The 21,946-nt window shown below is 58.6% G+C and carries 19 protein-coding genes; 9 read left to right on the top strand and 10 right to left on the bottom strand.

The features are described 5' to 3' along the window. Window positions 1-30 precede the first annotated feature (30 nt). The 3 genes from AFK66_RS14740 to AFK66_RS14730 all read right to left on the bottom strand — a co-directional run bounded on the left by AFK66_RS14740 (window position 31) and on the right by AFK66_RS14730 (window position 3,356). Entirely contained in the window at window positions 31-1,119 is a 1,089-nt protein-coding gene (locus tag AFK66_RS14740) for an AI-2E family transporter (protein WP_023899280.1), read from the bottom strand. A 147-nt stretch (window positions 1,120-1,266) separates the two neighbouring features. Further along, window positions 1,267-2,730: a SulP family inorganic anion transporter gene (locus tag AFK66_RS14735; protein ID WP_085959992.1), complete on the bottom strand. Its 1,464-nt coding sequence runs from the start codon at window positions 2,728-2,730 to the stop codon at window positions 1,267-1,269. A 2-nt stretch (window positions 2,731-2,732) separates the two neighbouring features. Continuing rightward, window positions 2,733-3,356, bottom strand: a complete 624-nt coding sequence (locus AFK66_RS14730) for a carbonic anhydrase (RefSeq protein WP_007781162.1) — start codon at window positions 3,354-3,356, stop codon at window positions 2,733-2,735. 529 nt (window positions 3,357-3,885) lie between these two features. Between AFK66_RS14730 and AFK66_RS14725 the strand changes: the two genes are divergently transcribed. Next, window positions 3,886-4,335, top strand: a complete 450-nt coding sequence (locus AFK66_RS14725; protein ID WP_032967954.1) for a hypothetical protein — start codon at window positions 3,886-3,888, stop codon at window positions 4,333-4,335. Between the two features lie 303 nt (window positions 4,336-4,638). Continuing rightward, on the top strand, window positions 4,639-5,856 hold the full coding sequence (locus AFK66_RS14720; RefSeq protein ID WP_007791276.1) for an EAL and HDOD domain-containing protein: 1,218 nt from the start codon (window positions 4,639-4,641) through the stop codon (window positions 5,854-5,856). Window positions 5,857-5,914: 58 nt separating this feature from the next. On the opposite strand, the gene AFK66_RS14715 is transcribed toward AFK66_RS14720, so the two are convergent. Then, window positions 5,915-6,274 carry an NUDIX hydrolase gene (locus tag AFK66_RS14715; RefSeq protein WP_004385703.1) on the bottom strand — a complete coding sequence of 120 codons (360 nt, stop codon included), beginning with the start codon at window positions 6,272-6,274 and terminating at the stop codon, window positions 5,915-5,917. 10 nt (window positions 6,275-6,284) lie between these two features. Continuing rightward, window positions 6,285-6,869, bottom strand: coding sequence for an NUDIX domain-containing protein (locus AFK66_RS14710; RefSeq protein WP_007781168.1), 585 nt, complete (start codon window positions 6,867-6,869; stop codon window positions 6,285-6,287). Window positions 6,870-6,952: 83 nt separating this feature from the next. Here AFK66_RS14710 and AFK66_RS14705 point away from each other — a divergent pair, with 83 nt between their 5' ends. The 4 genes from AFK66_RS14705 to zapE all read left to right on the top strand — a co-directional run bounded on the left by AFK66_RS14705 (window position 6,953) and on the right by zapE (window position 10,696). Beyond that, complete coding sequence (locus AFK66_RS14705) at window positions 6,953-7,708, top strand: DeoR/GlpR family DNA-binding transcription regulator (RefSeq protein ID WP_032983434.1); 756 nt, start codon at window positions 6,953-6,955, stop codon at window positions 7,706-7,708. Between the two features lie 117 nt (window positions 7,709-7,825). Then, complete coding sequence (locus AFK66_RS22765) at window positions 7,826-7,993, top strand: hypothetical protein (protein ID WP_004385700.1); 168 nt, start codon at window positions 7,826-7,828, stop codon at window positions 7,991-7,993. A gap of 616 nt (window positions 7,994-8,609) precedes the next feature. Then, window positions 8,610-9,533 carry a kdo(2)-lipid IV(A) palmitoleoyltransferase gene (gene lpxP / locus AFK66_RS14700; protein ID WP_007781183.1) on the top strand — a complete coding sequence of 308 codons (924 nt, stop codon included), beginning with the start codon at window positions 8,610-8,612 and terminating at the stop codon, window positions 9,531-9,533. A 134-nt stretch (window positions 9,534-9,667) separates the two neighbouring features. Next, window positions 9,668-10,696 (top strand): cell division protein ZapE, encoded by a 1,029-nt coding sequence (gene zapE / locus AFK66_RS14695; RefSeq protein ID WP_038882571.1) that lies wholly within the window; start codon window positions 9,668-9,670, stop codon window positions 10,694-10,696. Between the two features lie 94 nt (window positions 10,697-10,790). On the opposite strand, the gene AFK66_RS23045 is transcribed toward zapE, so the two are convergent. The 5 genes from AFK66_RS23045 to fdhF form a co-directional block, all read right to left on the bottom strand. After that, entirely contained in the window at window positions 10,791-10,889 is a 99-nt protein-coding gene (locus AFK66_RS23045; protein WP_230582585.1) for a Hok/Gef family protein, read from the bottom strand. Between the two features lie 376 nt (window positions 10,890-11,265). Continuing rightward, window positions 11,266-12,273, bottom strand: a complete 1,008-nt coding sequence (locus tag AFK66_RS14690) for a cytochrome d ubiquinol oxidase subunit II (protein ID WP_007781189.1) — start codon at window positions 12,271-12,273, stop codon at window positions 11,266-11,268. Then, window positions 12,266-13,678 carry a cytochrome ubiquinol oxidase subunit I gene (locus AFK66_RS14685; RefSeq protein ID WP_023899274.1) on the bottom strand — a complete coding sequence of 471 codons (1,413 nt, stop codon included), beginning with the start codon at window positions 13,676-13,678 and terminating at the stop codon, window positions 12,266-12,268. Before AFK66_RS14685 ends, AFK66_RS14690 begins: the two co-directional genes overlap by 8 nt. Before the next feature lie 2 nt (window positions 13,679-13,680). After that, window positions 13,681-14,169: a helical membrane plugin domain-containing protein gene (locus AFK66_RS14680; RefSeq protein WP_007781194.1), complete on the bottom strand. Its 489-nt coding sequence runs from the start codon at window positions 14,167-14,169 to the stop codon at window positions 13,681-13,683. Continuing rightward, entirely contained in the window at window positions 14,169-17,141 is a 2,973-nt protein-coding gene (fdhF, locus tag AFK66_RS14675; RefSeq protein ID WP_023899273.1) for a formate dehydrogenase subunit alpha, read from the bottom strand. The genes AFK66_RS14680 and fdhF overlap by 1 nt, the downstream gene beginning before the upstream one ends. 282 nt (window positions 17,142-17,423) lie before the next feature. Between fdhF and mmuP the strand changes: the two genes are divergently transcribed. The 3 genes from mmuP to tauA all read left to right on the top strand — a co-directional run bounded on the left by mmuP (window position 17,424) and on the right by tauA (window position 21,938). Continuing rightward, window positions 17,424-18,824 (top strand): S-methylmethionine permease, encoded by a 1,401-nt coding sequence (gene mmuP, locus AFK66_RS14670; RefSeq protein WP_007781197.1) that lies wholly within the window; start codon window positions 17,424-17,426, stop codon window positions 18,822-18,824. After that, the gene (gene mmuM / locus AFK66_RS14665; protein ID WP_007781199.1) at window positions 18,811-19,743 is read left to right on the top strand and encodes a homocysteine S-methyltransferase; all 933 of its coding nucleotides are present in this window, start codon (window positions 18,811-18,813) and stop codon (window positions 19,741-19,743) included. Before mmuP ends, mmuM begins: the two co-directional genes overlap by 14 nt. Before the next feature lie 1,217 nt (window positions 19,744-20,960). Next, complete coding sequence (gene tauA, locus AFK66_RS14660; protein ID WP_023899272.1) at window positions 20,961-21,938, top strand: taurine ABC transporter substrate-binding protein; 978 nt, start codon at window positions 20,961-20,963, stop codon at window positions 21,936-21,938. Window positions 21,939-21,946 lie beyond the last annotated feature (8 nt).

Here is a 21,946-nt window from a genome sequence, read left to right as displayed (position 1 = left end):
GTGTTCTAAACCGCACTTTTTTCAAACTGTTCAGGCGGTTTCATCCTCGCTTTTTTCAGGCAACGCATGCGTGCGTCCTGGCCCTGCGGAGAACGTGTTCCAGCAGGTAACAAAAAGCGCGGCGATAAGCGGGCCGACCACAAAGCCGTTAATGCCATAGACTTCCAGCCCGCCGAGTGTCGAGAGCAGAATCAGCCAGTCGGGCATACGGATATCTTTACCCACCAGCAGCGGGCGCAGCAGGTTGTCGGCAAGCCCCACCACCACCACGAAAAAGGCGGTCAGCAGAACGGCTTTGATAATCGCCCCGGTGGTGAAGAGATAAATCACCGCGGGCACCCAGATAAGCGCGGCGCCCACCGCAGGCACCAGCGACAGAAACGCCATCAGCGACCCCCAGAGAATGCTCGCGCCAATCCCCGCGAAGTAAAACGCCACGCCGCCCAGAATGCCCTGCACGACGGCCACCACAACGGTGCCTTTTACGGTGGCGCGCGCCACGGCGGCAAAGCGGCGGAACAGCCGCTGTTTGACTTTATCCGAGAGCGGCACCGCGCTCAGCACCACCGACACCAGCCGCGAGCCATCCTTCAGCAGGAAAAACAGCAGGTAGAGCATAATGCCGAAGCCAATTACTACGCTGAACGTGTTGCGGCTGATAAGGAAAATACTGCCCGCCACATACTGGCTGCCTTTGAGCGCCACGCCGGAGATTTTCTCCTGAATGGCGGTCGCGTTGTCGAGCTGGTTTTCCGCCAGCATCCGTTGCGCCCAGTCGGGCAGAATACGCACCACATCGGCCAGCAGGGTGGGAAGCGTGGTGTTATTAGCCTGCACATCGCTGTAAACCGCGTTGAACTCGCTCACCAAAGACGACGCCACCACCGCCAGCGGCACGAAGACCAGCAGGCAGATAAGCACTACCGTCAGGAGTGAGGCGATGTTGTTGCGCCCGTTCATCATGTGGCAAAGCCTGCGCTTTATCGGGTAGAAAATCACGGCCAGGATCACCGCCCACAGCACGGCGGAGAGATACGGTTTTACCAGGTTAAAAAAGAGGATCGAAACGATAAACAGGATCAGGATAAAAAAGGCCCTGGACATCTCTTTCGAGTTCATGGTGCGTCCTTATTGTCATTAAAAGCAGCCGGATACTACAGCGTCGCGGTATCGGCTTCATCCCGGAGAGTCTTATAAACGTAGCTGAAGGGCGCAAAAAGTGGCGAAGAGGAGAGGCGGGGGCCGGCAAAAAGGCCCCCGGCTGGGTCAGGTTACCGGCCACTGCGTCAGGCGGATGCCGCGCTGCGGCGCGTTCTGCGCGAAGTCGCTCAGGACGGCTTTCACATCCGGGTCGAAGTAGTCGGCGTTGTCATGCTCGGCAATCACCACGCTCTTCTCCGGGATTTTATCCAGCAGCGCCTGCAGGTGCGGGTTATGCATAAACGTCAGGTTCTGGTGGATGCGCAGCACATAGTGATCGTCATAGCGCGCCAGCTGCAGCGCGTTGCGATGGCTGTGCCACAGGCTCAGGGCTATCTGGGCCACCAGGCCGATGCCGATCCCGGCCAGCATCCCAAACGCGATAATGCCGATAATGGTGGCGAGAAACGGCACGTATTGCTGCGCGCCCGCGCGGAACTGCTCGACGAACAGGCGCGGCGTGGCGAGTTTATAGCCGGTATAAAGCAGCACCGCCGCGAGGCTCGCCAGCGGAATGGTCATCAACACCTCGCGAAACCACAGCACGCAGATGAGCAGCAGCGCGCCGTGAATGAAAATAGAGAGCTTAGTCTGCGCGCCGGTGCTGACGTTCACGGAGCTGCGCACAATAACTGCGGTGATCGGCATCGCCCCCACGAGACCGGCCAGCAGATTGCCCGCGCCCTGCGCCAGCATTTCACGGTTCGGTGACGGCGGGGGGTTTTGCGGGCGCAACTTTTTCAGCGCCTCCTGGCTCAGCAGCGTTTCCAGGCTCGCCACCAGCGCCAGCGTGACGGCGACGATATAGACCGACGGATTGGTAAACGCCTGCCAGGCGGGCGATTCCAGCTCAGAGACCAACGCGCCCAGGCTTGCGAACTCCGGCAGCGTGATAAGCGGCAGGCGCTCAAGCAGCGCGGGCGACGTGCGGCTTAACACAAGCGTCGTGACGCAGCCCACCAGCACCGCCACCAGCGGGCCGGGCATCCACGCGAGGCTTTTCACGCGCCGAATGGCGGGCGAGCCCCAGAGCGCCATCAGCAGCAGCCCGGCGACGGCCACCGCGATGGAGACCGGCGAGAACGTGAAACCTTCGCGAAAGACCGCCAGCAGGCTGTTTTCATCCGCCGAGCCCAGCGCCACGGGGATCTGCTGCATAATCAGCAGCAGGCCGATCGCCGCCAGCATCCCTTTAATGACGCTGCCCGGCACCAGCGAAATAAACCGCCCGGCGCGGATAAGCCCGAGCACGATTTGCAGAACGCCCGCCAGCACCAGCGCCAGCAGAAACGCGGAAAACGAGCCGAGCGTTTCAATGGAGGCCACCACAATGGTCACGAGACCCGCGGCGGGGCCGCTGACCGCGAAGCGCGACGGGCTTAAGGCCGTGACCAGCAGCCCGCCGATAATACCCGTCAGCAGGCCGACAAAGGGCGGCAGGCCGCTCGCCTGGGCGATGCCGAGGCAGAGCGGCAGCGCCACGAGAAAGACAACCACCCCCGCCAGGCTATCCTGGCGCAGCGTATTCATATTCATACGGCTTCCTCCCCGGTTTGTTCCGTCAGCATTTCAAGATGGCCGGACGCCAGGTCATAGACGCAGCCGTAAACATTCAGCTCCTGGCCGCTGCGCCAGATATTGCGCACCGTGCGGGTCTGCACCAGACGGTTAAACTGCGCGATGACGTTGGCTTCCACCAGTTGATTAAGGGTTTGCGCATCCGGCGGCGACGCGACGCGTCCGGCGATGTGCGCTGAGAGCGCCTCGCGCAGGTGGCTGATGCGCCGCGCGAGCGATGAGGACTCCTGCGCGAGCGACATCTGCGGCAGCGTCAGCGCCGCCTGCACGCCGCCGCAGCCGTAATGGCCGCACACCACGATGCGTTTCACCTTCAGGTAATGGAGCGCGTATTGCAGCACGCTCATAAAATTGTCGTCGTCGGGGTCAATCATATTGGCGATATTGCGGTGCACGAACAGTTCGCCAGGGTGGGAGCCGGTCAGCACTTCCGCCGGAACGCGGCTGTCGGAGCAGCCAATCCAGAGCGAGTGCGGCTGCTGCTGGTCGATATGTTTGCCAAAGTAATCCGGGTCCCGTTGAAGACGCTGTTGCGCCCAGCTACGGTTTTTGGCCAGAAGAGGTTTTAAGGTGGTCAAAATGCTGTCTCCATGAGGGATCCAACGAGCCGAATATTGACTGCCGGTAAAGGCATTTTCCGTGGACTCGTTACGACGAAATTAATAAGTAGCACTCTTCGGCGATATTTATGCTTCAGGAAAATCCTATAAGATAAATTAAAGTTTAAAGGTTTATCAGCTTTGTAAAGTTTTAAAAATTATGGGTAAGTAAATGCGAGTGGCTATAACAGAAACAGAAAGATAATAAAGAATGAAATGATTAGCGCGATGATAATCGTTGCTGGTAAAGCATTGTTTTAAATGGGATAGTAATAAAGAGGCGTATAGAACTCCTCATAAACGCTATGCCGCACGCTGACGATGACTCGCTCTTTTTTATCCCGGGAGAGTGAGGACTCTGAATAATCACATTTGCTTATATTTAAACGACCGAAAACATTTTTTCTCATGAGTCGCCGTGGAGTGATTGATCTTACGCTTCCATGACATCAGGCGGTGAATATGCGAAGGTAGACAGATGAATTACGGTGAAACAGGGACAATATCGATGGCAGGGAATCTTCTCCTGTGGCTGATATCGTCGGCGATGCTGCTGGCGTATTTCTGGTTTGTGACGCTCAGAAAGCCGTTTAAAACGGTGAGTAAGCACTTTCTTATTCTGCTCGGCGTCCATGTGGCGCTCAGTATCGCCGCCATTCAGTTAAAAAAATCGGGCCATTTTTTGCCGGCTGAATATCGCACCGCGGGGCTATGGTTTATCAAAGGCTATATGGCGGTGATTGTGATGTTAATGGTTAATTTTTTCGCGGCGCTGGTGGAGCGAGGTGTCGCCAAAATGGCCGGCTTTCATGAAAAATATAACGCGGCGAATCTGCATCGCCAGCCGCTGCGCGCGTTTTTGCGCCATCAGTCCGCTGTCGTCTGGGGCTACCGGGTGCTTCTTCTCACGGGCGGTATCTACATGCTCTGGGCGATGTGCTTTCGGATGGGATTGTAGGCCGGGATCAACCCCCTTAAATTTTGCGGGTTCGCAAGCGCTTTTTTTTATGAAAGCAAAATAAAAGTTTATTACTGCTTAAAAAGATCGTAGCGAAATTAACCGATTATTTCCGCACTCTGCATGAAAAAGCGGCGATATCTGCCGCTCACTGCGCTGACCAGAATCTCTGAATAAGATAAAACTTAACCATCATCATAATTTCTCATAAAATCCGCGCTAAAAATGTCTGCGTGCCGTGAGGTTCAGCGTAAACTGCGTTTTCGCCAGGGATGCTACGTAAATACCAGACTGGAGGTGAATATGTATTCCTTTATCGCCAGGCAGCCCATCTTTGACGCCGCGCTAAATACTGTCGCGTATGAGCTGCTTTATCGCAATGGATTGACCAATACGTTTCCGCTGGTGACGGAAGAATACGCCACCAACCATCTGCTGGCGGAGCAGTTTCTTGTCACGCCGCTGCAACGTCTGGTGGGGCAACATACGTCTTATATTAATTTTCCGCATGAGATGATCGTCAATGGCCTGGCGCAAACGCTGCCGGCAGAAAAAGTCGTCATTGAAATTCACCAGAATGCGGCCCCGGAACCCGAGCTGTTAAAAATGGTGCGGGAGATGTACTACAAAGGGTTCCGCTTCGCGCTGGATAACTTTCGCCTCAGCGACGCCTGGGCGAATTTCCTGCCCTATGTCACGGTTATTAAGTTCGATATTCAGGCGTTAACGCCGCAGGAAATTGCCGCGTTTATTCGCGCCAATAATATCAGCCAGCGGAAATTACTGGCGGAAAAAGTCGAAACACGCGAGCAGTTTACCCTCTACAAGGAGATGGGTTTCCAGCGTTTCCAGGGCTATTTTTATGGCGAGCCGGAAATGATTAAAACCCGAAAACTGCCGGAGCAGCAGATGTTTATTCTGCAACTGCTGAATGAAGTGGTCTCGGCTGACCCGGATATGCGCAAAATAGAAGAGCTTATCAGCCGTGATGTGGCGATTACCTATAAGCTGATGCGCTACGTCAATAACATCAAATATAAGATTAATCATCACGCTAACGCGGATGTGCTGCCGTTTCGCAATATTCTCTATTTCTTAGGCTTAAGCGAGCTGCGCCGTTTTATCGCTATCCTTGCGGTCACCCATAGCAGCGAACCGGCGGTGACGGAGCTGTTTAATTACAGCCTCGCCTGCGGACGATTCTGTGAAATGGCGGTGGCGCATACCGGCGCGGAGATTAATGAAAATGACGCCTTTATCGCGGGGCTGTTCTCGCGGCTGGATATTATCCTCAGCGTGCCGATGGCAGTGCTGATTGAGCAGATCACCGTACCGGCCATCGTGCGCGAGGCGCTCTTAAACCGTGGCGGCACGCTCGGCGCGTTACTGAATCTCTATGAAGGCTATGAGCAGAACCACTGGCAGGGCGTGGCGCAGGGCATGAAGCAGCTCAATCTGAACGAAGCGCAGGTGACAAAACTCTTTCTCGACGCGGTGGAGTGGGGCGACCGGATCATTTAACGCTGACACCGCTGCCGGTTTTTGCCCGGTTGCGGTGTCAGACGTGCAATATCGTGCATTATCCCTGCGGTACGTCCGCCAGCGAAAAGTAAACCTCAAGCCCGTGCTCGCGGGCGATCTCCACATCGCGATCGGCCCCGGAGGACGCGCCCGGCAGGCGCAGCACCGCGTCGCATTTCGCCACCAGACGGTGCGCCACCGGGTATAAAAAACGCTCGCTTATCGCATCGCCCGGTTTTTCGCTGCCCGCAGCCTGGGCGAGCGGCAGTGCAAGCCATTCGCCAATCACCGGCACGTGGCCGCGCTCAAACAGGGCGAGCGCTGCCTGCTCAAGCCGCGCCAGGTTCTGGCGCATCAGGGTTTCATCGCCGTTGGTGCCGCTGCGCCACGGGCCTGCCACCAGAATCATTTTGCTCATGGTTTTCTCCTTACACTATCGCGTTCAGCGCCGCGTATTGCAGCAGCATGATGGTTTTGGCATCGACAATCTCACCGTCGCGCACCGCGCGCAGTGCCTCATCAATGGGCATTTTTACCACTTCGATATCTTCGCCTTCTTCCGCGACGCCGCCGCCCGCGCCGCGCTGCCGCGCCGGATCGTACTCGCCGATGAAGAAATAGAGTTTTTCGGTGACGGAGCCTGGGCTCATATAGGCTTCAAACACTTTTTCGACGTTATCGACCACATAGCCGGTCTCTTCTTCGGCTTCGGCCCGGATACGCGTCTCTGGCTCTGCTTCATCCAGCAGGCCCGCCGCCGTTTCGGTCAGTAAGTTGTCGTAGCCGTTGAGGAAAACCGGCAGGCGAAACTGGCGGGTGAGAATGACGCAGCGCTCGGCGCGGTTATAGAGCAGAATCGTCGCGCCGTTGCCGCGGTCGTAGGCTTCGCGGCTCTGGCGCTGCCACTGGCCGTCGCGGCGCTGGTAATCAAAGGTATATTTTTTCAGCACATACCAGTCGTCAGACAGGGTTTGCGTTTCGACTATGCGTACTTTTTCACGAACAGATGGCATGATGACGTCTCCACAGGTAGAATTGGCAACATAACGTGCATATTCGTGCATGGTCAAGAAAATTCGTGCAACAGGAAACCGGTATGCTGACGTCACAACGTAAGAAGCTCATTCTGGAAAAGCTGGCGGCGGAAGGGCAGGTGCAGTCCCGCGCGCTCAGCGAGTGGTTTAACGTCTCCGAAGATACGATCCGGCGCGATCTGCGGGAACTCTCCGCCGAAGGCCGCCTGCAACGCGTCCACGGCGGGGCGCTGCCCGCTTCGGCGGCCGTGGCGGATTACGCCGGGCGCAGCCAGCTCTCCATCGACTCCAAGCGGGCGGTCGCGCGCCGCGCCGCCGCGCTGATCGAACCGGGGCAGATCGTGATGCTCGACGGCGGCACCACGACCGGCGAACTGGTGAAATGTCTGCCTTCGGATCTCGCCATTACGGTGATCACTCACAGCCCGGGCATCGCGCTACAGCTGGTGGAGCATCTGCGCATTGAGGTGATCCTGATCGGCGGGCGGCTGTTTAAACATTCGATCGTCTCGGTGGGCGCGGCGGCCATCGAAGCCATGAGCCATCTGCGCGCCGACCTGTTCTTTTTGGGTGTCACCGGCGTGCATGCCGATGCGGGCCTCAGCACCGGCGATTACGAAGAGGCGTGCGTCAAACGCGCGCTGGCCTCGCGCGCTGCAGAAACGGTGGTGATGGCCTCGCGTGAAAAGCTCAACGCCGCTTCCGCGTTTTGTATTGGCGATATGTCGCTGGTGAACACGCTGGTTGTCGAGGGCGATACCGCCGAGAGTCTGCTCACGCCTTTCGAAGCCCGGGGCGTGACGGTTGTCAGGGCGTAGCCTGCCGGCGGCACCAGAACGAACCGGACGGAAACCGCGCATAATCTGCTAACGCTGTCTATCCTGTGAATAAGCGCGTCTGAAAACGGTTATGCGGATAATTTCAGGAGGGGCAGTATGAAGTTTTTCTATTTTATTTCGTTAATCGCGGCGGCCAGTTATCTTTTCGCCTTTTTGCCGAGAGCGAAAAGCGACCGCGAGCCGCTGGCTTACTGGGGCTGCTGGATTTATCTGGGCGCTTCGGCGATTTACTGGGCGATTTACGGCTTAAAACACTATTTTTAATGATGATAAACAGACGCCGGGAAATAATGCCCGGCGGTAAGGAATATTTCGCTTAAAAAGTAAATAGCGACAGTAATAATCCTAAAAAGTTTTTTTTTACCTTCCTCCATAATTCCATCGCATTCTTTACAAAATTACGCTATCTTTCCGCGCGCAAAAGCCTCACTCTGACGCTTAGCGTCATCGCCGTAGAAAATTCAGCCAGATTATTTCTGCATTGTGTTTCTTCATTCTGTTAAAGAAGGCTTTTAAATACAGGGCGATGCGAGATTCCAGCCGCAGAAAAACCTGAAGGCCGGATCAAGTTTCTGTTAATTAAGGTTGTTATCATTAGCGGGTTAAGTGATTTAACGACGGCGCTGTGTCGCGCATGTTGTCAAAAAGTGTCGGTTAATACGACGGAATGTTTCAGGGTCGATAAAAAGCGTGCTTTTTATTCACACTCTGACATGACTGTAATTAAAAACGGGCGCGTTAACGGTGCCGGTTTATTTTTTTCTCCGGTATTATTACGTAGCAGGAAGGTTGTATCCCTGCTGAATGATTTTCTGTCTGGTTTGTACCGCTTACGGAACGGCTTCTTTATGCGATACATTTCTGTGCATAGAGGGGCTTTATGAATAACGTCATGCCTTTTTCCCGGGCGCTGCTGCACCCGCGCTATTGGTTTACCTGGTTTGGTCTCGGCCTGCTGTGGTTGCTGGTGCAGATGCCGCACCCGCTTCTGATGCGCCTCGGCGCGTTCCTCGGCCGCAATTCACGCCGCTTCCTGAAGCGCCGTGAGAAAATCCTGCGCCGTAACCTGGAACTCTGCTTCCCGAATTTTAGCGAGCCGCAAAAAGAGCAACTGATTCAGGAAAACTTCCTGTCGCTCGGCATGGCGCTGCTGGAAACCGGCATGGCCTGGTTCTGGTCAGACGCGCGTATTAAAAAATGGTTTAACGTCGAAGGGTTGCACCATTTGCATCAGGCGAGCGCGCAGCAGCGTGGCGTGATCGTGATTGGCGTGCACTTTATGTCGCTGGAGCTTGGCGGGCGTGTGATGGGCCTGTGCAAGCCGATGATGGCGATGTACCGTCCGCACAACAACAAAGCGATGGAGTGGGCGCAGACCAAAGGGCGTATGCGCTCTAACAAAGCGATGATCGACCGTAAAGATCTCAAAGGCATGGTCAACGCGCTGAAGCAGGGCGAAGCGGTCTGGTTTGCGCCGGACCAGGATTACGGCCCACGCGGCAGCACCTTTGCGCCGCTGTTTGCGGTAAACGACGCCGCCACCACGCGCGGAACGTATGTGCTCTCGCGCCTGAGCAACGCGGCGATGCTGACCATTGTGATGATTCGCAACCCCGATGCCAGCGGCTATAAGCTGATTATCCAGCCGGAGCTGCAGGGCTACCCGCGTGAAGATGAAGCCGCCGCGGCGTGCTACATGAACAAAGTGATTGAGCGCGAAATCCTGCGCGCGCCGGAGCAGTATCTCTGGATACACCGCCGATTCAAAACCCGCCCGGCGGGCGAAGCGTCACTCTATACCTGATACGCGTTTTTACAGAAAGCCCCGCTCAGTGCGGGGCTTTTTTTTGCGTCTCTTTGAGAGATCGTGCGGCGGCTTTTGAAAAAACACGCTAAGTATGTGTTAATAACATTTTGTTTACATATGGAGCTGCCGCGATGGCCGGGATCGCCGCCCCCTTTTCGTTTCACGAAACCATGCAACGGCTGGCGCAGCAAAAAGCGCTGCGCCTTGATGCAGACCAGACGCGGCTTATCAGCGCGCTTGAGAGCCTCGCCGCGTCGCTGCTGGCGGGACGCGCGCGCTTCGCCGGGCTGTATGTCTGGGGCAGGCCGGGGCGCGGCAAAAGCTTTATTGTCGATAACTTTTTCTCCTCGCTGCCGCTCCCGGCGAAAAAGCGCGCCCACTTTCATGACTTCTTTCGCGAACTGCATCAGCGCATGGTGGATAAACCGCTGGAGCAGGCGCTGCGCGCGCAGTTAGGCGACGCGCGGTTGCTCTGCTTTGACGAATTCCACCTGCACGATCCGGGCGATGCGATGCTTGCGAAAAAGCTGTTAGAGGTGGCGCAGGCGCTGAATATCACGCTGATCCTGACTTCCAACTACTCGCCGCGCGAGCTGCTTTCACACCCGCTTTATCATGAGCTGTTTGTGCCTTCCATCGCGCTTATCGAGCGTGAAATGACGATTTTCGCCCTCAACGGCGAGCGCGATTACCGCCTTGAGGCGGGCAGCGACGCCGGGCTGTTCAGCGAAGGCGCGTGGCTGCGGCCCGGCACGCCTGCACAGCGTGACGCGCTCGGGCTTGCAGTGGCGCACGGTGAGTTCGTGGTCACGGCCGGTTATCACACCTTTTATGCCGCGTCACCACCGGGACATGTACTGCATTTCACCTTTGCGGGAATATGTGAAGCGCCGACGGCGGTCATGGATTATTTAACGCTGTGCGAAACCTTTTCCTGCTGGTTTATTGATGACGTGCCGAGGCTTTCACGCGTCAGCCCGGCGGCGGCGCAGCGGTTTATTAATCTTATTGATGTGCTCTATGATAAGCAGCGAAAGTTATTTGTTTCGAGCGCGTATTCGGTAGCGGAAATTACTGATGGCGTCGCGCTGGATGATATTGGGCGCACCGCCAGCCGTCTGGCGAAATTGCGGGTACTACAAGATCCTGTTACGGGTTAATATAATTGATATGTGCCGGTAAATAATAAATAAGGGTGCCTGAAGGCATAAATCCGCCAGTCAAATCGCGGGGATTGCTCCCCGCGTCAGACGCTTACTCTCTGGGTTTACAAGCCAGTGAAGCGACAATCTCCATACCCGCGCCCCGCAAGCGCAGCTCGCAAAGCGTTTCCCGTGAAAGGATGGTGAACATTATTACCGTCACACAAACAATAATAATTCACCCGATAAAAGTATTGTCCTTCATAGCCATTCTCCTTGCCGAAAGGCGAGTAAGAGGCTAACATATGAACTGTTCGGGTTCATGTGTCGGCCTCGGGTTAAGGTAATTAACTCGGGGCCTTCATCTTTCCAGAACCAGCATAATGCCTGAAACCAGAAAGCCTCAGGCACCCGCCGCGAATAATACGCCTCTTTTACATCCTTAAAATCTTTTCTTTTTCGCTGTTTATTAAAATCAACCAGAGTGAATATTCACTTCTTTTGTTCGCCGCGACAATTCTAATTAATGCTTCCTGTTATTCTTTTTCTTATTTATGGCCGTACAGAGATGGCACCCGCATCATGCTTCAGGGGCGGTCATCTTCCCGCGCGGCGTGGATCTTGCCGCGAAACACCCAGAATCCCCAGCTGTTATAAATAAGCGTAATGGGCACAAAGACGCCAAAAGCGATAAGCATCAGCTTCTGCGTGGCGGGCGGCGCGGCGGCCTGAATAAGCAACAGATTCGGCGGCAGAATAAACGGAAAAACGGCCAGCAGCATCGCGCCGAACGCGGCGATAAACAGCAAAAGCGTCATCGCGAGCGGCAGGAAATCGCGCCGCTGGCGCAGCGTCAGTATTACGCCCGAAAACGCCAGCAAGCCCACCGCCACCAGCGGCCCGCTCCAGCGCCACAGTTGCAGGTGCAGCCGGTAGGTCTCATTAAGCTGCACCGTCCAGACCAGCAGCCCGGCCAGCAGCGCGGCGGTGAGAATGGCAAGCCATATGGCCTGACGCCGCGCCCAGGCGTTAAGTTCCCCTTCGCAGCGCCAGATAACCCAGCACGCGCCCAGCAGCGCATAGCCGACGCTGAGCGCTATCGCGCAGAAGACCGAAAAGGGCGACAGCCAGTCCATCGCGCCGCCGGTAAATGTCGCGCCGTTATGGGTAATGCCTTCAACCCACGCGCCCATCGTCGCGCCCTGGCTTAACGACGTCAGCCAGGAGCCTGCGATAAACAGCGCGTCGAACAGCCGCGGGCGCAGGTGGCGGTACTCAATCGCCACCCCGCGCACAATCATCGCCAGCAGCATGAGATAGACCGGCAGGTAGAGCGCGCTGTAGAGAATGCTGAAGGCGACGGGAAACATCGCCAGTAGCGCGCCGGCGGTCAGCACCAGCCAGGTTTCGTTGCCGTCCCAGACCGGCAGCAGCGAAATATTCATCTGCTGGCGCGCCTGCGGCGACTGAAACGGGGCCAGCAGCCCCACGCCAAGATCTGCGCCATCAAGCAGTACGTAAATCAGCACGCCCGCGGCGAGCGCCCCGGCGCAAAGCAGCGTTAACAGCGGCAGAGAAAGCAGTAGTTCAGTCATCTGAATGCCCCCGCAGGCTGTGCGGCGTCACGCCGCTGCCGGTTTGCGCTGCCACGGACGGGTTGGCATCCGGCGTGTCGTCGCCCGGTGGTTTCGCGAGCAGGCGCAGCATAAATCCTATACCGAGTGCGAAAACCAGCAGATAGACCACCACAATCGCGACAAACGAGCCGAGCACCAGCGACGGCGCGATGGGCGAGGCGCTCTCGCGGGTCAGCAACTGCCCGTAGACGGTCCACGGCTGGCGGCCCGTTTCGGTGACGACCCAGCCCGCGAGCATCGCGATAACCCCCGCCGGTGCCATTGCCACCATGCCGCGCTGCAGCCAGCGTGCCTCCCACAACCGGCCACGCAGCCGCACCACCAGCCCGGCGACGCCAACAAAAATCATCAGAAAGCCGAGCCCGACCATGGCGCGAAACGCGAAGAAGACGCCGGGCACCCAGGGCAGTTCGTCCGGCGGATATTGATTCAGGCTGTGAATGGTGCCGGTGAGGTTATGGCGCAGATAGAGCGAGCCGACGGACGGGATCGCCACTTCAAAGTGGTTGCGCCGCGCCTCCATATCCGGGATCGCGAACATCCGCAGCGGCTCGCCTTCGCCGGGCGGCGGCGGGTTCCAGCTGCCTTCCATCGCCGCCAGTTTGACCGGCTGGTGGTCACGGGTGTTTTCGCCATGCAGATCGCCCACTACGGCCTGAAGGGGCGCGAGCGCGAGCAACATCCATAAGCCCCAGGAGAACATCCGCCGCGCGCCCGGCTGCTTCGGGCGTTTGAGCAGGTGCCACGCGCCAACCGCCGCCACCAGGCACGCGGTGGCGAGCAGCGCGGCGATGGACATATGTACCAGCCGGTATGGAAAGGACGGGTTGAAAATCACCGCCCACCAGTCAACGGGGTGAAAGCGGCCATCCGGTCCGGTGATGAAGCCCGCGGGCGTCTGCATCCACGAGTTCGCCGACAATATCCAGAAGGCGCTGAACAGCGAGCCTGCCGCTACCACGCAGGTGGCGAGAAAATGCACCCACGGGCGCACTTTGCCCATGCCGAACAGCACCACGCCCATAAATCCCGCTTCAAGGAAAAACGCCACCAGCACTTCCATGTACATCAGCGGCCCCATCACCGCCCCGGCGCGGCTGGAAAGCTCGCCCCAGTTCGCGCCGAACTGGAATTCCATCAATACGCCGGTGACGACGCCGACCGCGACGTTCAGCGCAAAGATCTTGCTCCAGTATTTATAGAGATCGAGATAAATTTGCTGCCTGCGCCACAGCCACAAACCTTCCAGCAGCATCAGCCACTGCGCGAGGCCTATCGTCAGCGCCGCCAGCACGATGTGAAACCCGATGGTGAAGGCGAACTGACTGCGCGCCAAAAGCAGCGCGGTTTCCGGGCTAATCATTATCAGGCGTCGCTCGGCTTGCCGGTAAAGGATGAGATGGGTTTGTCTACCTCCTCTTCCATGCGGCGGGAGAACGCTTTCAGACCGTTCAGGAGCGGCGTCAGCGAGCGCCACAGCTCATCGTCATGCAGCATTTTCCATGCCCCGCGCACGCCCGGCGCGTCGGCCTGTTCGCTTTCAGGGCGCGCCTCTTCGCGGCTCAGTTCCGCGGCGAAATCGCGCACGCCGAAGGCGAGTTTATACATCCGCTCCGGCGGAATGGTGGAGAGCGCCATCAGCAGCACAGAGATATTCTGGATAACGTTCAGCGAACCTTTGCGGCTCAGGCCGTCGATGATGACCTTGATCCACTCGTTGTTGGACGCCACCAGATCGTTGGTCAGGCGCAGTACACCATGTTCATGCAGCGTCTGGAGCAGGCGTTGCAGCTCTTCGTCTGCCGTCGGGCCGATGCGTGGCGGCTCGGGCTGATAGTCAATCGCTTTGGACATTAAAATTTCTCCGGGTGAGGTTCCTGTTCGGGCGGCAGGCGGTAATCGTCACGCTGCCATTTCTCTTCGACCGGCACGCCCGCCATCGGCGTGCGGGCACCATAGCGGAAGTTATGCCGCGGCAGCGGCGACGGGTGCGGCGCGCGGGAGAGTTTCTCCAGTTTTACCGCGAGCTCCTTATACGCCGGCGTGTTGACGTCGGGGTCGTGGTGCTCGCCGGTGAGCGCGTTAATGCCCGGTTTGCCCTGATGAATAGAGATAAAAAGCGACGTGCCCGCCACGCGATCGGTGATGACCACCGGCACCTCCAGCGAGCTGCGTCGCGAGGTGAGTTTCACCCAGTCGCCCTCTAAAAGCCCACGCTCAGCGGCAAGCTGCGGGCTAATCTCTACAAACCAGTCGGGCGACAGCGACATTGTGCGCCCGCCGCGTCCGCTCTGGTTGGTCGACTGGAAATGCTCCAGCATGCGCCCGTTATTGAGCGCCAGATCGTATTCGTCATCCGGCGCTTCGGCGGGCGGCTGCCACTTCAGCGGGTAGAGCACGGCGCGGCCATCCGGGAAATTAAACCCGTCGGTGTAGAGCAGCGGCGTGCTTTCGCCGTCAGGCTTCACCGGCCAGAGCTGGGAGTTCCAGCCTTCAAGACGCTCATAGCTGACGCCCGCGAATAGCGTGGCGATACTCGCTGCCTCCGCCATGATTTGTGACGGGTGCGTGTAGCCCCAGTCGTGACCCATGCGCGCGGCAAGCTCGGTCAGAATGCGCCAGTCCGGGCGGCTGTCGCCGAGCGGCGGCATGGCTTCATAAAAGCGCTGAATGCGCCGCTCGGTATTCACGAACGTGCCGTCTTTTTCGATGCTCGGGCAGGCGGGCAGCACCACATCGGCGAACTGCGCGGTGCGGCTTAAAAAGAGATCCTGCACCACCAGGAAATCGAGATCGGTAAAGCCCTCGTGCACGTTAGCGCTGTCAGCATCGGAAAACGCCGTCTCTTCGCCGATGACATACATGGCGCGAACCTGTTTCGTGCGCGCGTGCTCTACCATCTCGAAGTTATCTGAGCCTGCCTCCAGCGACAGTTTTTCCGGTTCCACGCCCCAGGCTTTCGCCCATTTGGCGCGCACGGTTTCATCGCTCACCGATTCATAGCCGGGGTAGTAGTTTTTCAGGCAGCCGAAATCGCTCGCGCCCTGCACGTTATTATGTCCGCGCATCGGGTAGCCACCTGTGCCAGGGCGACCGTAGTTGCCGGTGACCAGCAACAGGTTGGAGAGCGCGGTGCTGGTGTCCGCGCCGTGGCTGTGCTGGGTGACGCCCATCGCCCAGACGATGCAGACGGACGGCGCGTTGCCGATAAGCTCGGCGGCGGCGGTCAGCTCCTCTACCGTAAGCCCGGTAATGTCGGCGGCGAACTCCAGCGTGAACGGCGCGAGCGACTGGCGGTATTCGTCCACCTGGTTGACGTGCGCGGCGAGAAACGCCTCGTCGGCGTAGCCGTGGTCAAACATATAGCGCGCCATCGCCGAGGCCCAGACCATATCGGTGCCGGGGCGAATGCGCAGGTAACGGTCGGCGCGTTCGGCCATTTCGTGACGGCGCGGGTCGACTACCAGCAGTTGCTGCCCGTGATGTTTTTTCGCGGCTTTCATGCGCGCGGCGATCACCGGATGGTTCTCCGCGGTGTTGCTGCCGACAATCACAATCAGCGACGCTTTATGCAGATCTTCAATGGTACCCGCGTCGCCGCCATAACCGACGGTGCGGAACAGCCCTTTGGTGGCCGGGTTCTGGCAGTAGCGTGACGAGTTATCAACGCTGTTGGTGCCAATAATGAGGCGCGCGATTTTCTGCGTCAGGTAGGCTTCTTCGTTGCTGCCCTTACTGGAGCCGATAAAACCGATGGCCTGCGGCCCGAACTGATCGCGGATCGCCAGCAGGCGGCGCGCCACCAGCGCCAGAGCCTCGTCCCAGCTCGCCTCGCGGAAGCGGTCGTTCTCGCGGATAAGCGGTGTGGTGAGGCGTGCTTTATCGTTGAGGAAATCCCAGGCGAATTTGCCCTTCACGCAGGTGGAGATGCCGTTGGCAGGCGCGTCGGCGACCGGCTGCACTTTCAGCACGTGGCGGTCGCGCGTCCAGATTTCAAAGCTGCACCCGACGCCGCAGTAGGTGCAGACCGTTTTGGTACGTTTAATTTCCGGCTGCCGCCAGTGCATGTCCATCACCGAAATCCCGGTAATGATCTCAGCACCCGTGGTGTTTTCGATGGCTTTCACCAGATCTATCATCGGGCGCTTGAGCGTCTGCTTCATGCTGGTAAACGGCCCGGCGTCCGGCTGCATGGTTTTCTCAAGCAGGGCGTTGCAGGGACAGACGGTGACGCAATGCCCACAGCTCACGCAGCTGGAGCCGGCGATAGTCTCGCCGCCGTCCCACAGCACACGCGGGTGGGCCATGGTGTAATCGATGCTCAGCGTCTCGTTGACCTCGACGTTCTGGCACGCCTCCACGCAGCGCCCGCACAGAATGCACTGGTCGGGATCGTAGGTGTAAAACGGGTTGGAGTGATCTTTAACGTAGGGTTTGCGCTGGTATTCGTAGCGCTGAATCGGAATATGCATATCCGCCACGGCATTATGCAGGGTGCAGTCGCCGGTATTGTGTTCGCAGACGGTACAGTAAAGTTCATGTTTGGCGAGCAGCCTGTCCATGCCTTCGTGTTGCGCCGCCTGCGCGTCGGGCGTGCGGCTGGCAATTTCCATGCCCTGCGCGCTTTTCAGCGTACAGCCGCGCACCAGCTCGCCCTGATACTCCACCCAGCAGACATCGCAGGTTTGCATCGGCTCAAGCGCGGGGTGGTAACAGACGTGCGGGAGCTTGACATCGCAGGCCGTCAGAAAATCGATAAGCGGGATATTCGCCGGGCCAGTCAGCGGCCTCCCGTCATAAAACAGGGTACAGAGCGACTCTTGCATAGTGCTTCCTCAAACGTGCCTTGCCAGTGCCGCGAACGTGTGCCGCAGCGAAGAAGAGCGGCTTCTCCGCGGGGAGGCGCTCTCGTTATAGTGACTTAAAGGTAGTAACCGACCCCTGGCTTTGCCAGCGAAGGGTGTTGCGAAGTATGTATGCGGTGAATAATCAGACGCGGGCAGTTGCGGGTAAGTAGCTGAGCGCGTGACGGCTTTTGCATTTCGCATCGCTTCCCGGTATAACGTTCAGTTATGGATGTTTAGACGTCTGAACGTATAGAAGGGTTTATGCAGGAATCGCAGCAGCTACAACGCACCATGAAGGCCCGTCATCTGGTGATGCTCTCGCTGGGGGGCGTTATCGGCACCGGGCTGTTTTTTAATACCGGCTATATTATTTCCACGACCGGGGCGGCGGGCACGCTGCTGGCCTATCTTATCGGCGCGCTGGTGGTCTGGCTGGTGATGCAGTGCCTCGGCGAGCTGGCCGTCGCCATGCCGGAGACCGGCGCGTTTCACGTCTACGCGGCGCGCTATTTAGGCCCGGCGACTGGCTATACCGTCGCGTGGCTCTACTGGCTCACCTGGACCGTGGCGCTCGGCTCAAGCTTTACCGCCGCCGGGTTCTGTATGCAGTACTGGTTTCCGCAGGTGCCGGTGTGGATCTGGTGTCTGGTCTTCTGCGTGGTGATTTTCGGGCTGAATGTTTTCTCCACGCGGCTTTTCGCCGAAGGCGAATTCTGGTTTTCACTTATTAAAGTGATCACCATCGTGGCGTTTATCATGCTGGGCGGGGCGGCGATGTTCGGCATTCTGCCGATGAAAGATGGCTCGCCCGCGCCGCTGCTCCACAACCTGACCGCCGCGGGCTGGTTCCCCGCCGGGACGCTGCCTATCCTGATGACGATGGTGGCGGTTAACTTCGCGTTTTCCGGCACCGAGCTTATCGGCATTGCGGCCGGTGAGACTGAAAACCCGCAGCAGGTGGTGCCGGTTGCGATTCGCACCACCATCGTGCGGCTGGTGATTTTCTTCCTCGGCACCGTGCTGGTGCTGGCGGCGCTGATCCCGATGGATCAGGCGGGCGTGGTGAAAAGCCCGTTCGTGCTGGTGTTTGAGAAAATCGGCATTCCTTACGCCGCCGATATCATTAACTTCGTGATCCTCACCGCGATTTTGTCCGCGGCCAACTCGGGCCTGTACGCCTCGGGGCGGATGCTCTGGTCGCTCGCCAATGAGCGCACCCTGCCGCGCGGTTTTTCGCGCCTCACGCGTCGCGGGGTGCCGCTGACAGCGCTGTCGGTAAGCATGCTGGGCGGCGTGCTGGCGCTGTTTTCCAGTATCGTGGCGCCAGATACCGTCTTTGTGGCGCTCTCGGCGATTTCCGGTTTCGCGGTGGTGGCGGTATGGCTCAGCATCTGCGCCGCGCATTTTATGTTCCGCCGCCGTCATCTGGCCGAAGGCCGGGCGCTCAAGGAATTACATTACCGCGCGCCCTGGTACCCGCTGACGCCGGTGCTGGGCTTCGCGCTTTGTCTTATCGCCTGCGTCGGGCTGGCGTTCGATCCGGGCCAGCGCATCGCGCTCTGGTGCGGGCTGCCGTTTGTGGCGTTCTGCTACGGCGCGTATTATCTGACGCAATTTTTCCGCACGCGCCGCACCGAGGAGCCTCGCCATGTCGCTGAATAACCCGCTAACCCCGCTCTTAAGCCAGCAGCCGTTTGTGGTGCTGGACGGCGCGCTCGCGACCGAACTGGAAGCGCGCGGCTGTAATCTCGCCGACAGCTTATGGTCGGCGAAAGTCCTCATGGAGCAGCCGGAGCTGATTTACGCGGTGCATCTTGATTACTTCCGCGCCGGGGCGCAGTGCGCCATTACCGCCAGCTACCAGGCGACGCCAGCCGGTTTTGCCGCGCGCGGGCTGGATGAGGCGCAGTCGCGGGCGCTAATTGCGCGAAGCGTTGAGCTGGCGCGTCAGGCGCGTGACGATTATTACCATGAACAGCCGGATGCCGGGCCGCTGCTGGTGGCAGGCTCCGTCGGGCCGTATGGCGCGTATCTGGCGGACGGCTCGGAATACCGCGGCGACTATGCGCTTTCCGCGGCGGAATTTGCAGATTTTCATCGCCCGCGCGTGGAGGCGCTCCTTGAGGCGGGCGTGGATCTGCTGGCCTGCGAAACGCTGCCGTCGCTGCCGGAAGCCCAGGCGCTCGCCGCGCTCCTGGAAAGCTACCCGCAGGCGCGCGCGTGGTTTACCTTTACGCTTCGCGACAGCGACCATATCAGCGACGGCACGCCGCTTGGTGATGTGGCGGCCGCGCTCGCGCCGTATCCGCAGATTGCGGCGCTCGGCATTAACTGCGTGGCGCTGGAGAAAACCACCGCCGCGCTGGGGCGTCTGCATGACGCGACCCGGCTGCCGCTGGTGGTTTACCCGAACTCCGGCGAGCAGTATGACGCGGTGAGCAAAACCTGGCGTCACGACGGGCATGCCTGCCAGACGCTGGCACATTATCTGAATGAGTGGCGCGCGGCGGGCGCGGCGCTGATTGGCGGCTGTTGTCGCACCACGCCTGCGGATATCGCGGCGCTGCGCACGCAGCGTTAAGGGGAATGCCGGGTGCGCTTCGCTTACCCGGCCTACATAACCTGGGTATCTATTTTGTAGGGCGGGTAAGCGAAGCGACCCGCCAGTTGGGAAGAGGGGGCAGGTGAAGGGAGCAGGGCGCATATGACAGGCCGGTGAAATCGTTCCGTTCGCCGTCACGTCATTTCTCTCTGTGCTTTTCTCTCACGCGAACGTGCAAAGGGGGCTCGCCGCCGCCCCCTTTGCAATCCCGGCTCCCGGCGGAAATCGGCCCTTGATGGGCCGATTTTTTTTAGCCGGAGCAAAACCACGCCTGTTACCGCTGATTTATTTTGACATGTAGGACGGGTGAGCGAAGCCGCATCCGCCGTTTTTTTACCAGAGGATAACCTGAATTGTAGGGCGGGTAAGCGAAGCGCACCCGCCAGTTGGGAAGAGGGTGCAGGCGAAGAGAGCAGGGTGCATATGACAGGCCGGTGAAATCGTTCCGTTCGCCGTCACGTCATTTCTCTCTGTGCTTTTCTCTCACGCGAACGTGCAAAGGGGGCTCGCCGCCGCCCCCTTTGCAATCCCGGCTCCCGGCGGAAATCGGCCCTTGATGGGCCGATTTTTTTTAGCCGGAGCAAAACCACGCCCATTACCGTTGATTTATTTTGACATGTAGGGCGGGTGAGCGAAGCCGCATCCGCCGTTTTTTTAACCAGAGGATGGCCTGAATAGTAGGGCGGGTAAGCGAAGCGCACCCGCCAGTTGGGAAGAGGGTACAGGCGAAGGGAGTTGGGCGCATATGACAGGCCGGTGAAATCGTTCCGTTCGCCATCACGTCATTTCCCTCTGTGCTTTTCTCTCACGCGAACGTGCAAAGGGGGCTCGCCGCCGCCCCCTTTGCAATCCCGGCTCCCGGCGGAAATCGGCCCTTATGGGCCGATTTTTTTTAGCCGGAGTAAAAGCATTCACCTTACCAATCGATTAACGCCCGGGCGGAAAAAAAAACGGTGGGTGCGCTTCGCTTACCCACCCTACGATTAGCGTAACGTAATTTGTAGGGCGGGTAAGCGAAGCGCACCCGGCATCTCAACCCTCACTCACGCACCGCTTCCCAGCGCACAAAATTCGCTAACCTTTGCCGTTTTTTTTCTAAAAACGATTCGGCATTAGCGATGCTTTTTTATTCCTTTATCAGACGTCCCGCGCCGGAAATACTGCCCCTATAACAAGAGACTACAGGGGCAGACAGTATGGCAATCACATCGCGTATTACGCTCATCGGCGCGCTGGCGCTGTGGGCATTTCAGGCACAGGCGGTGGACGTCACCGTCGCGTACCAGACGTCCGCCGAACCCGCCAAAGTGGCGCAGGCGGATAACACTTTTGCCAAAGAAAGCGGCGCCACGGTGGACTGGCGTAAATTCGATAGCGGCGCCAGCGTCGTGCGCGCGCTCGCCTCAGGCGACGTGCAGATAGGCAACATCGGCTCCAGCCCGCTCGCCGTCGCGGCAAGCCAGAATGTCCCCATCGAAGTGTTTTTGCTCGCCTCGCAGCTTGGTAACTCCGAGGCGCTGGTGGTGAAAAAATCGATTCGCACGCCGCAGGATCTTATCGGCAAACGCATCGCGGTGCCGTTTATCTCCACCACCCACTACAGCCTGCTGGCGGCCCTAAAACACTGGGGCATTCGTCCGGATCAACTGAGCATCGTTAACCTTCAGCCGCCGGCGATCATCGCCGCGTGGCAGCGGGGCGATATCGACGGTGCTTACGTCTGGGCGCCAGCCGTTAACGCGCTGGAAAAAGAGGGTACGGTGCTGACCGACTCCTCGGAAGTGGGGAAATGGGGCTCGCCGACGCTGGATGTCTGGGTGGTGCGTAAAGACTTCGCCGAAAAACACCCGGAAGTGGTCACCGCCTTTGCCCGCAGCGCGCTGGAGGCTCAGCGCGGTTATCTCGACAACCCCGACGGCTGGCTTACACAGCCGGAGCATCTGGAGAAGCTCGCGCGCTTAAGCGGCGTGCCGCAGGGCGATGTGCCGGGGCTGGTGAAGGGCAATACCTACCTTACCGCTCGCCAGCAGGTGGAGCAGCTTAACGGGCCGGTGAATCAGGCGATTGTCGACACCGCCGCGTTTTTGAAAGCGCAGGGCAAAGTGCCGCAGGCTGGCCAGGATTACCGCGCGTTCGTCACCGATCGTTTTGTGAAGCCGCTGGCTCAGCCGTAAGGGGGCGC

Origin of the sequence: Cronobacter malonaticus LMG 23826 (genome assembly GCF_001277215.2) — a bacterium.
Taxonomy (GTDB): domain Bacteria; phylum Pseudomonadota; class Gammaproteobacteria; order Enterobacterales; family Enterobacteriaceae; genus Cronobacter; species Cronobacter malonaticus.
This window is presented reverse-complemented; position numbering and strand designations above follow the sequence as displayed.

Excerpts from the sequence above, each read along its gene's own strand:
- AFK66_RS14740 (WP_023899280.1), bottom strand. The coding sequence starts at position 1,119 with ATGAACTCGAAAGAGATGTCCAGGGCCTTTTTTATCCTGATCCTGTTT.
- AFK66_RS14735 (WP_085959992.1), bottom strand. The coding sequence starts at position 2,730 with ATGAATACGCTGCGCCAGGATAGCCTGGCGGGGGTGGTTGTCTTTCTC.
- AFK66_RS14725 (WP_032967954.1), top strand. The coding sequence starts at position 3,886 with ATGGCAGGGAATCTTCTCCTGTGGCTGATATCGTCGGCGATGCTGCTG.
- AFK66_RS14720 (WP_007791276.1), top strand. The coding sequence starts at position 4,639 with ATGTATTCCTTTATCGCCAGGCAGCCCATCTTTGACGCCGCGCTAAAT.
- AFK66_RS14715 (WP_004385703.1), bottom strand. The coding sequence starts at position 6,274 with ATGAGCAAAATGATTCTGGTGGCAGGCCCGTGGCGCAGCGGCACCAAC.
- AFK66_RS14710 (WP_007781168.1), bottom strand. The coding sequence starts at position 6,869 with ATGCCATCTGTTCGTGAAAAAGTACGCATAGTCGAAACGCAAACCCTG.
- AFK66_RS14705 (WP_032983434.1), top strand. The coding sequence starts at position 6,953 with ATGCTGACGTCACAACGTAAGAAGCTCATTCTGGAAAAGCTGGCGGCG.
- AFK66_RS22765 (WP_004385700.1), top strand. The coding sequence starts at position 7,826 with ATGAAGTTTTTCTATTTTATTTCGTTAATCGCGGCGGCCAGTTATCTT.
- lpxP (WP_007781183.1), top strand. The coding sequence starts at position 8,610 with ATGAATAACGTCATGCCTTTTTCCCGGGCGCTGCTGCACCCGCGCTAT.
- zapE (WP_038882571.1), top strand. The coding sequence starts at position 9,668 with ATGGCCGGGATCGCCGCCCCCTTTTCGTTTCACGAAACCATGCAACGG.
- AFK66_RS23045 (WP_230582585.1), bottom strand. The coding sequence starts at position 10,889 with ATGTTCACCATCCTTTCACGGGAAACGCTTTGCGAGCTGCGCTTGCGG.
- AFK66_RS14690 (WP_007781189.1), bottom strand. The coding sequence starts at position 12,273 with ATGACTGAACTACTGCTTTCTCTGCCGCTGTTAACGCTGCTTTGCGCC.
- AFK66_RS14685 (WP_023899274.1), bottom strand. The coding sequence starts at position 13,678 with ATGATTAGCCCGGAAACCGCGCTGCTTTTGGCGCGCAGTCAGTTCGCC.
- AFK66_RS14680 (WP_007781194.1), bottom strand. The coding sequence starts at position 14,169 with ATGTCCAAAGCGATTGACTATCAGCCCGAGCCGCCACGCATCGGCCCG.
- fdhF (WP_023899273.1), bottom strand. The coding sequence starts at position 17,141 with ATGCAAGAGTCGCTCTGTACCCTGTTTTATGACGGGAGGCCGCTGACT.
- mmuP (WP_007781197.1), top strand. The coding sequence starts at position 17,424 with ATGCAGGAATCGCAGCAGCTACAACGCACCATGAAGGCCCGTCATCTG.
- mmuM (WP_007781199.1), top strand. The coding sequence starts at position 18,811 with ATGTCGCTGAATAACCCGCTAACCCCGCTCTTAAGCCAGCAGCCGTTT.
- tauA (WP_023899272.1), top strand. The coding sequence starts at position 20,961 with ATGGCAATCACATCGCGTATTACGCTCATCGGCGCGCTGGCGCTGTGG.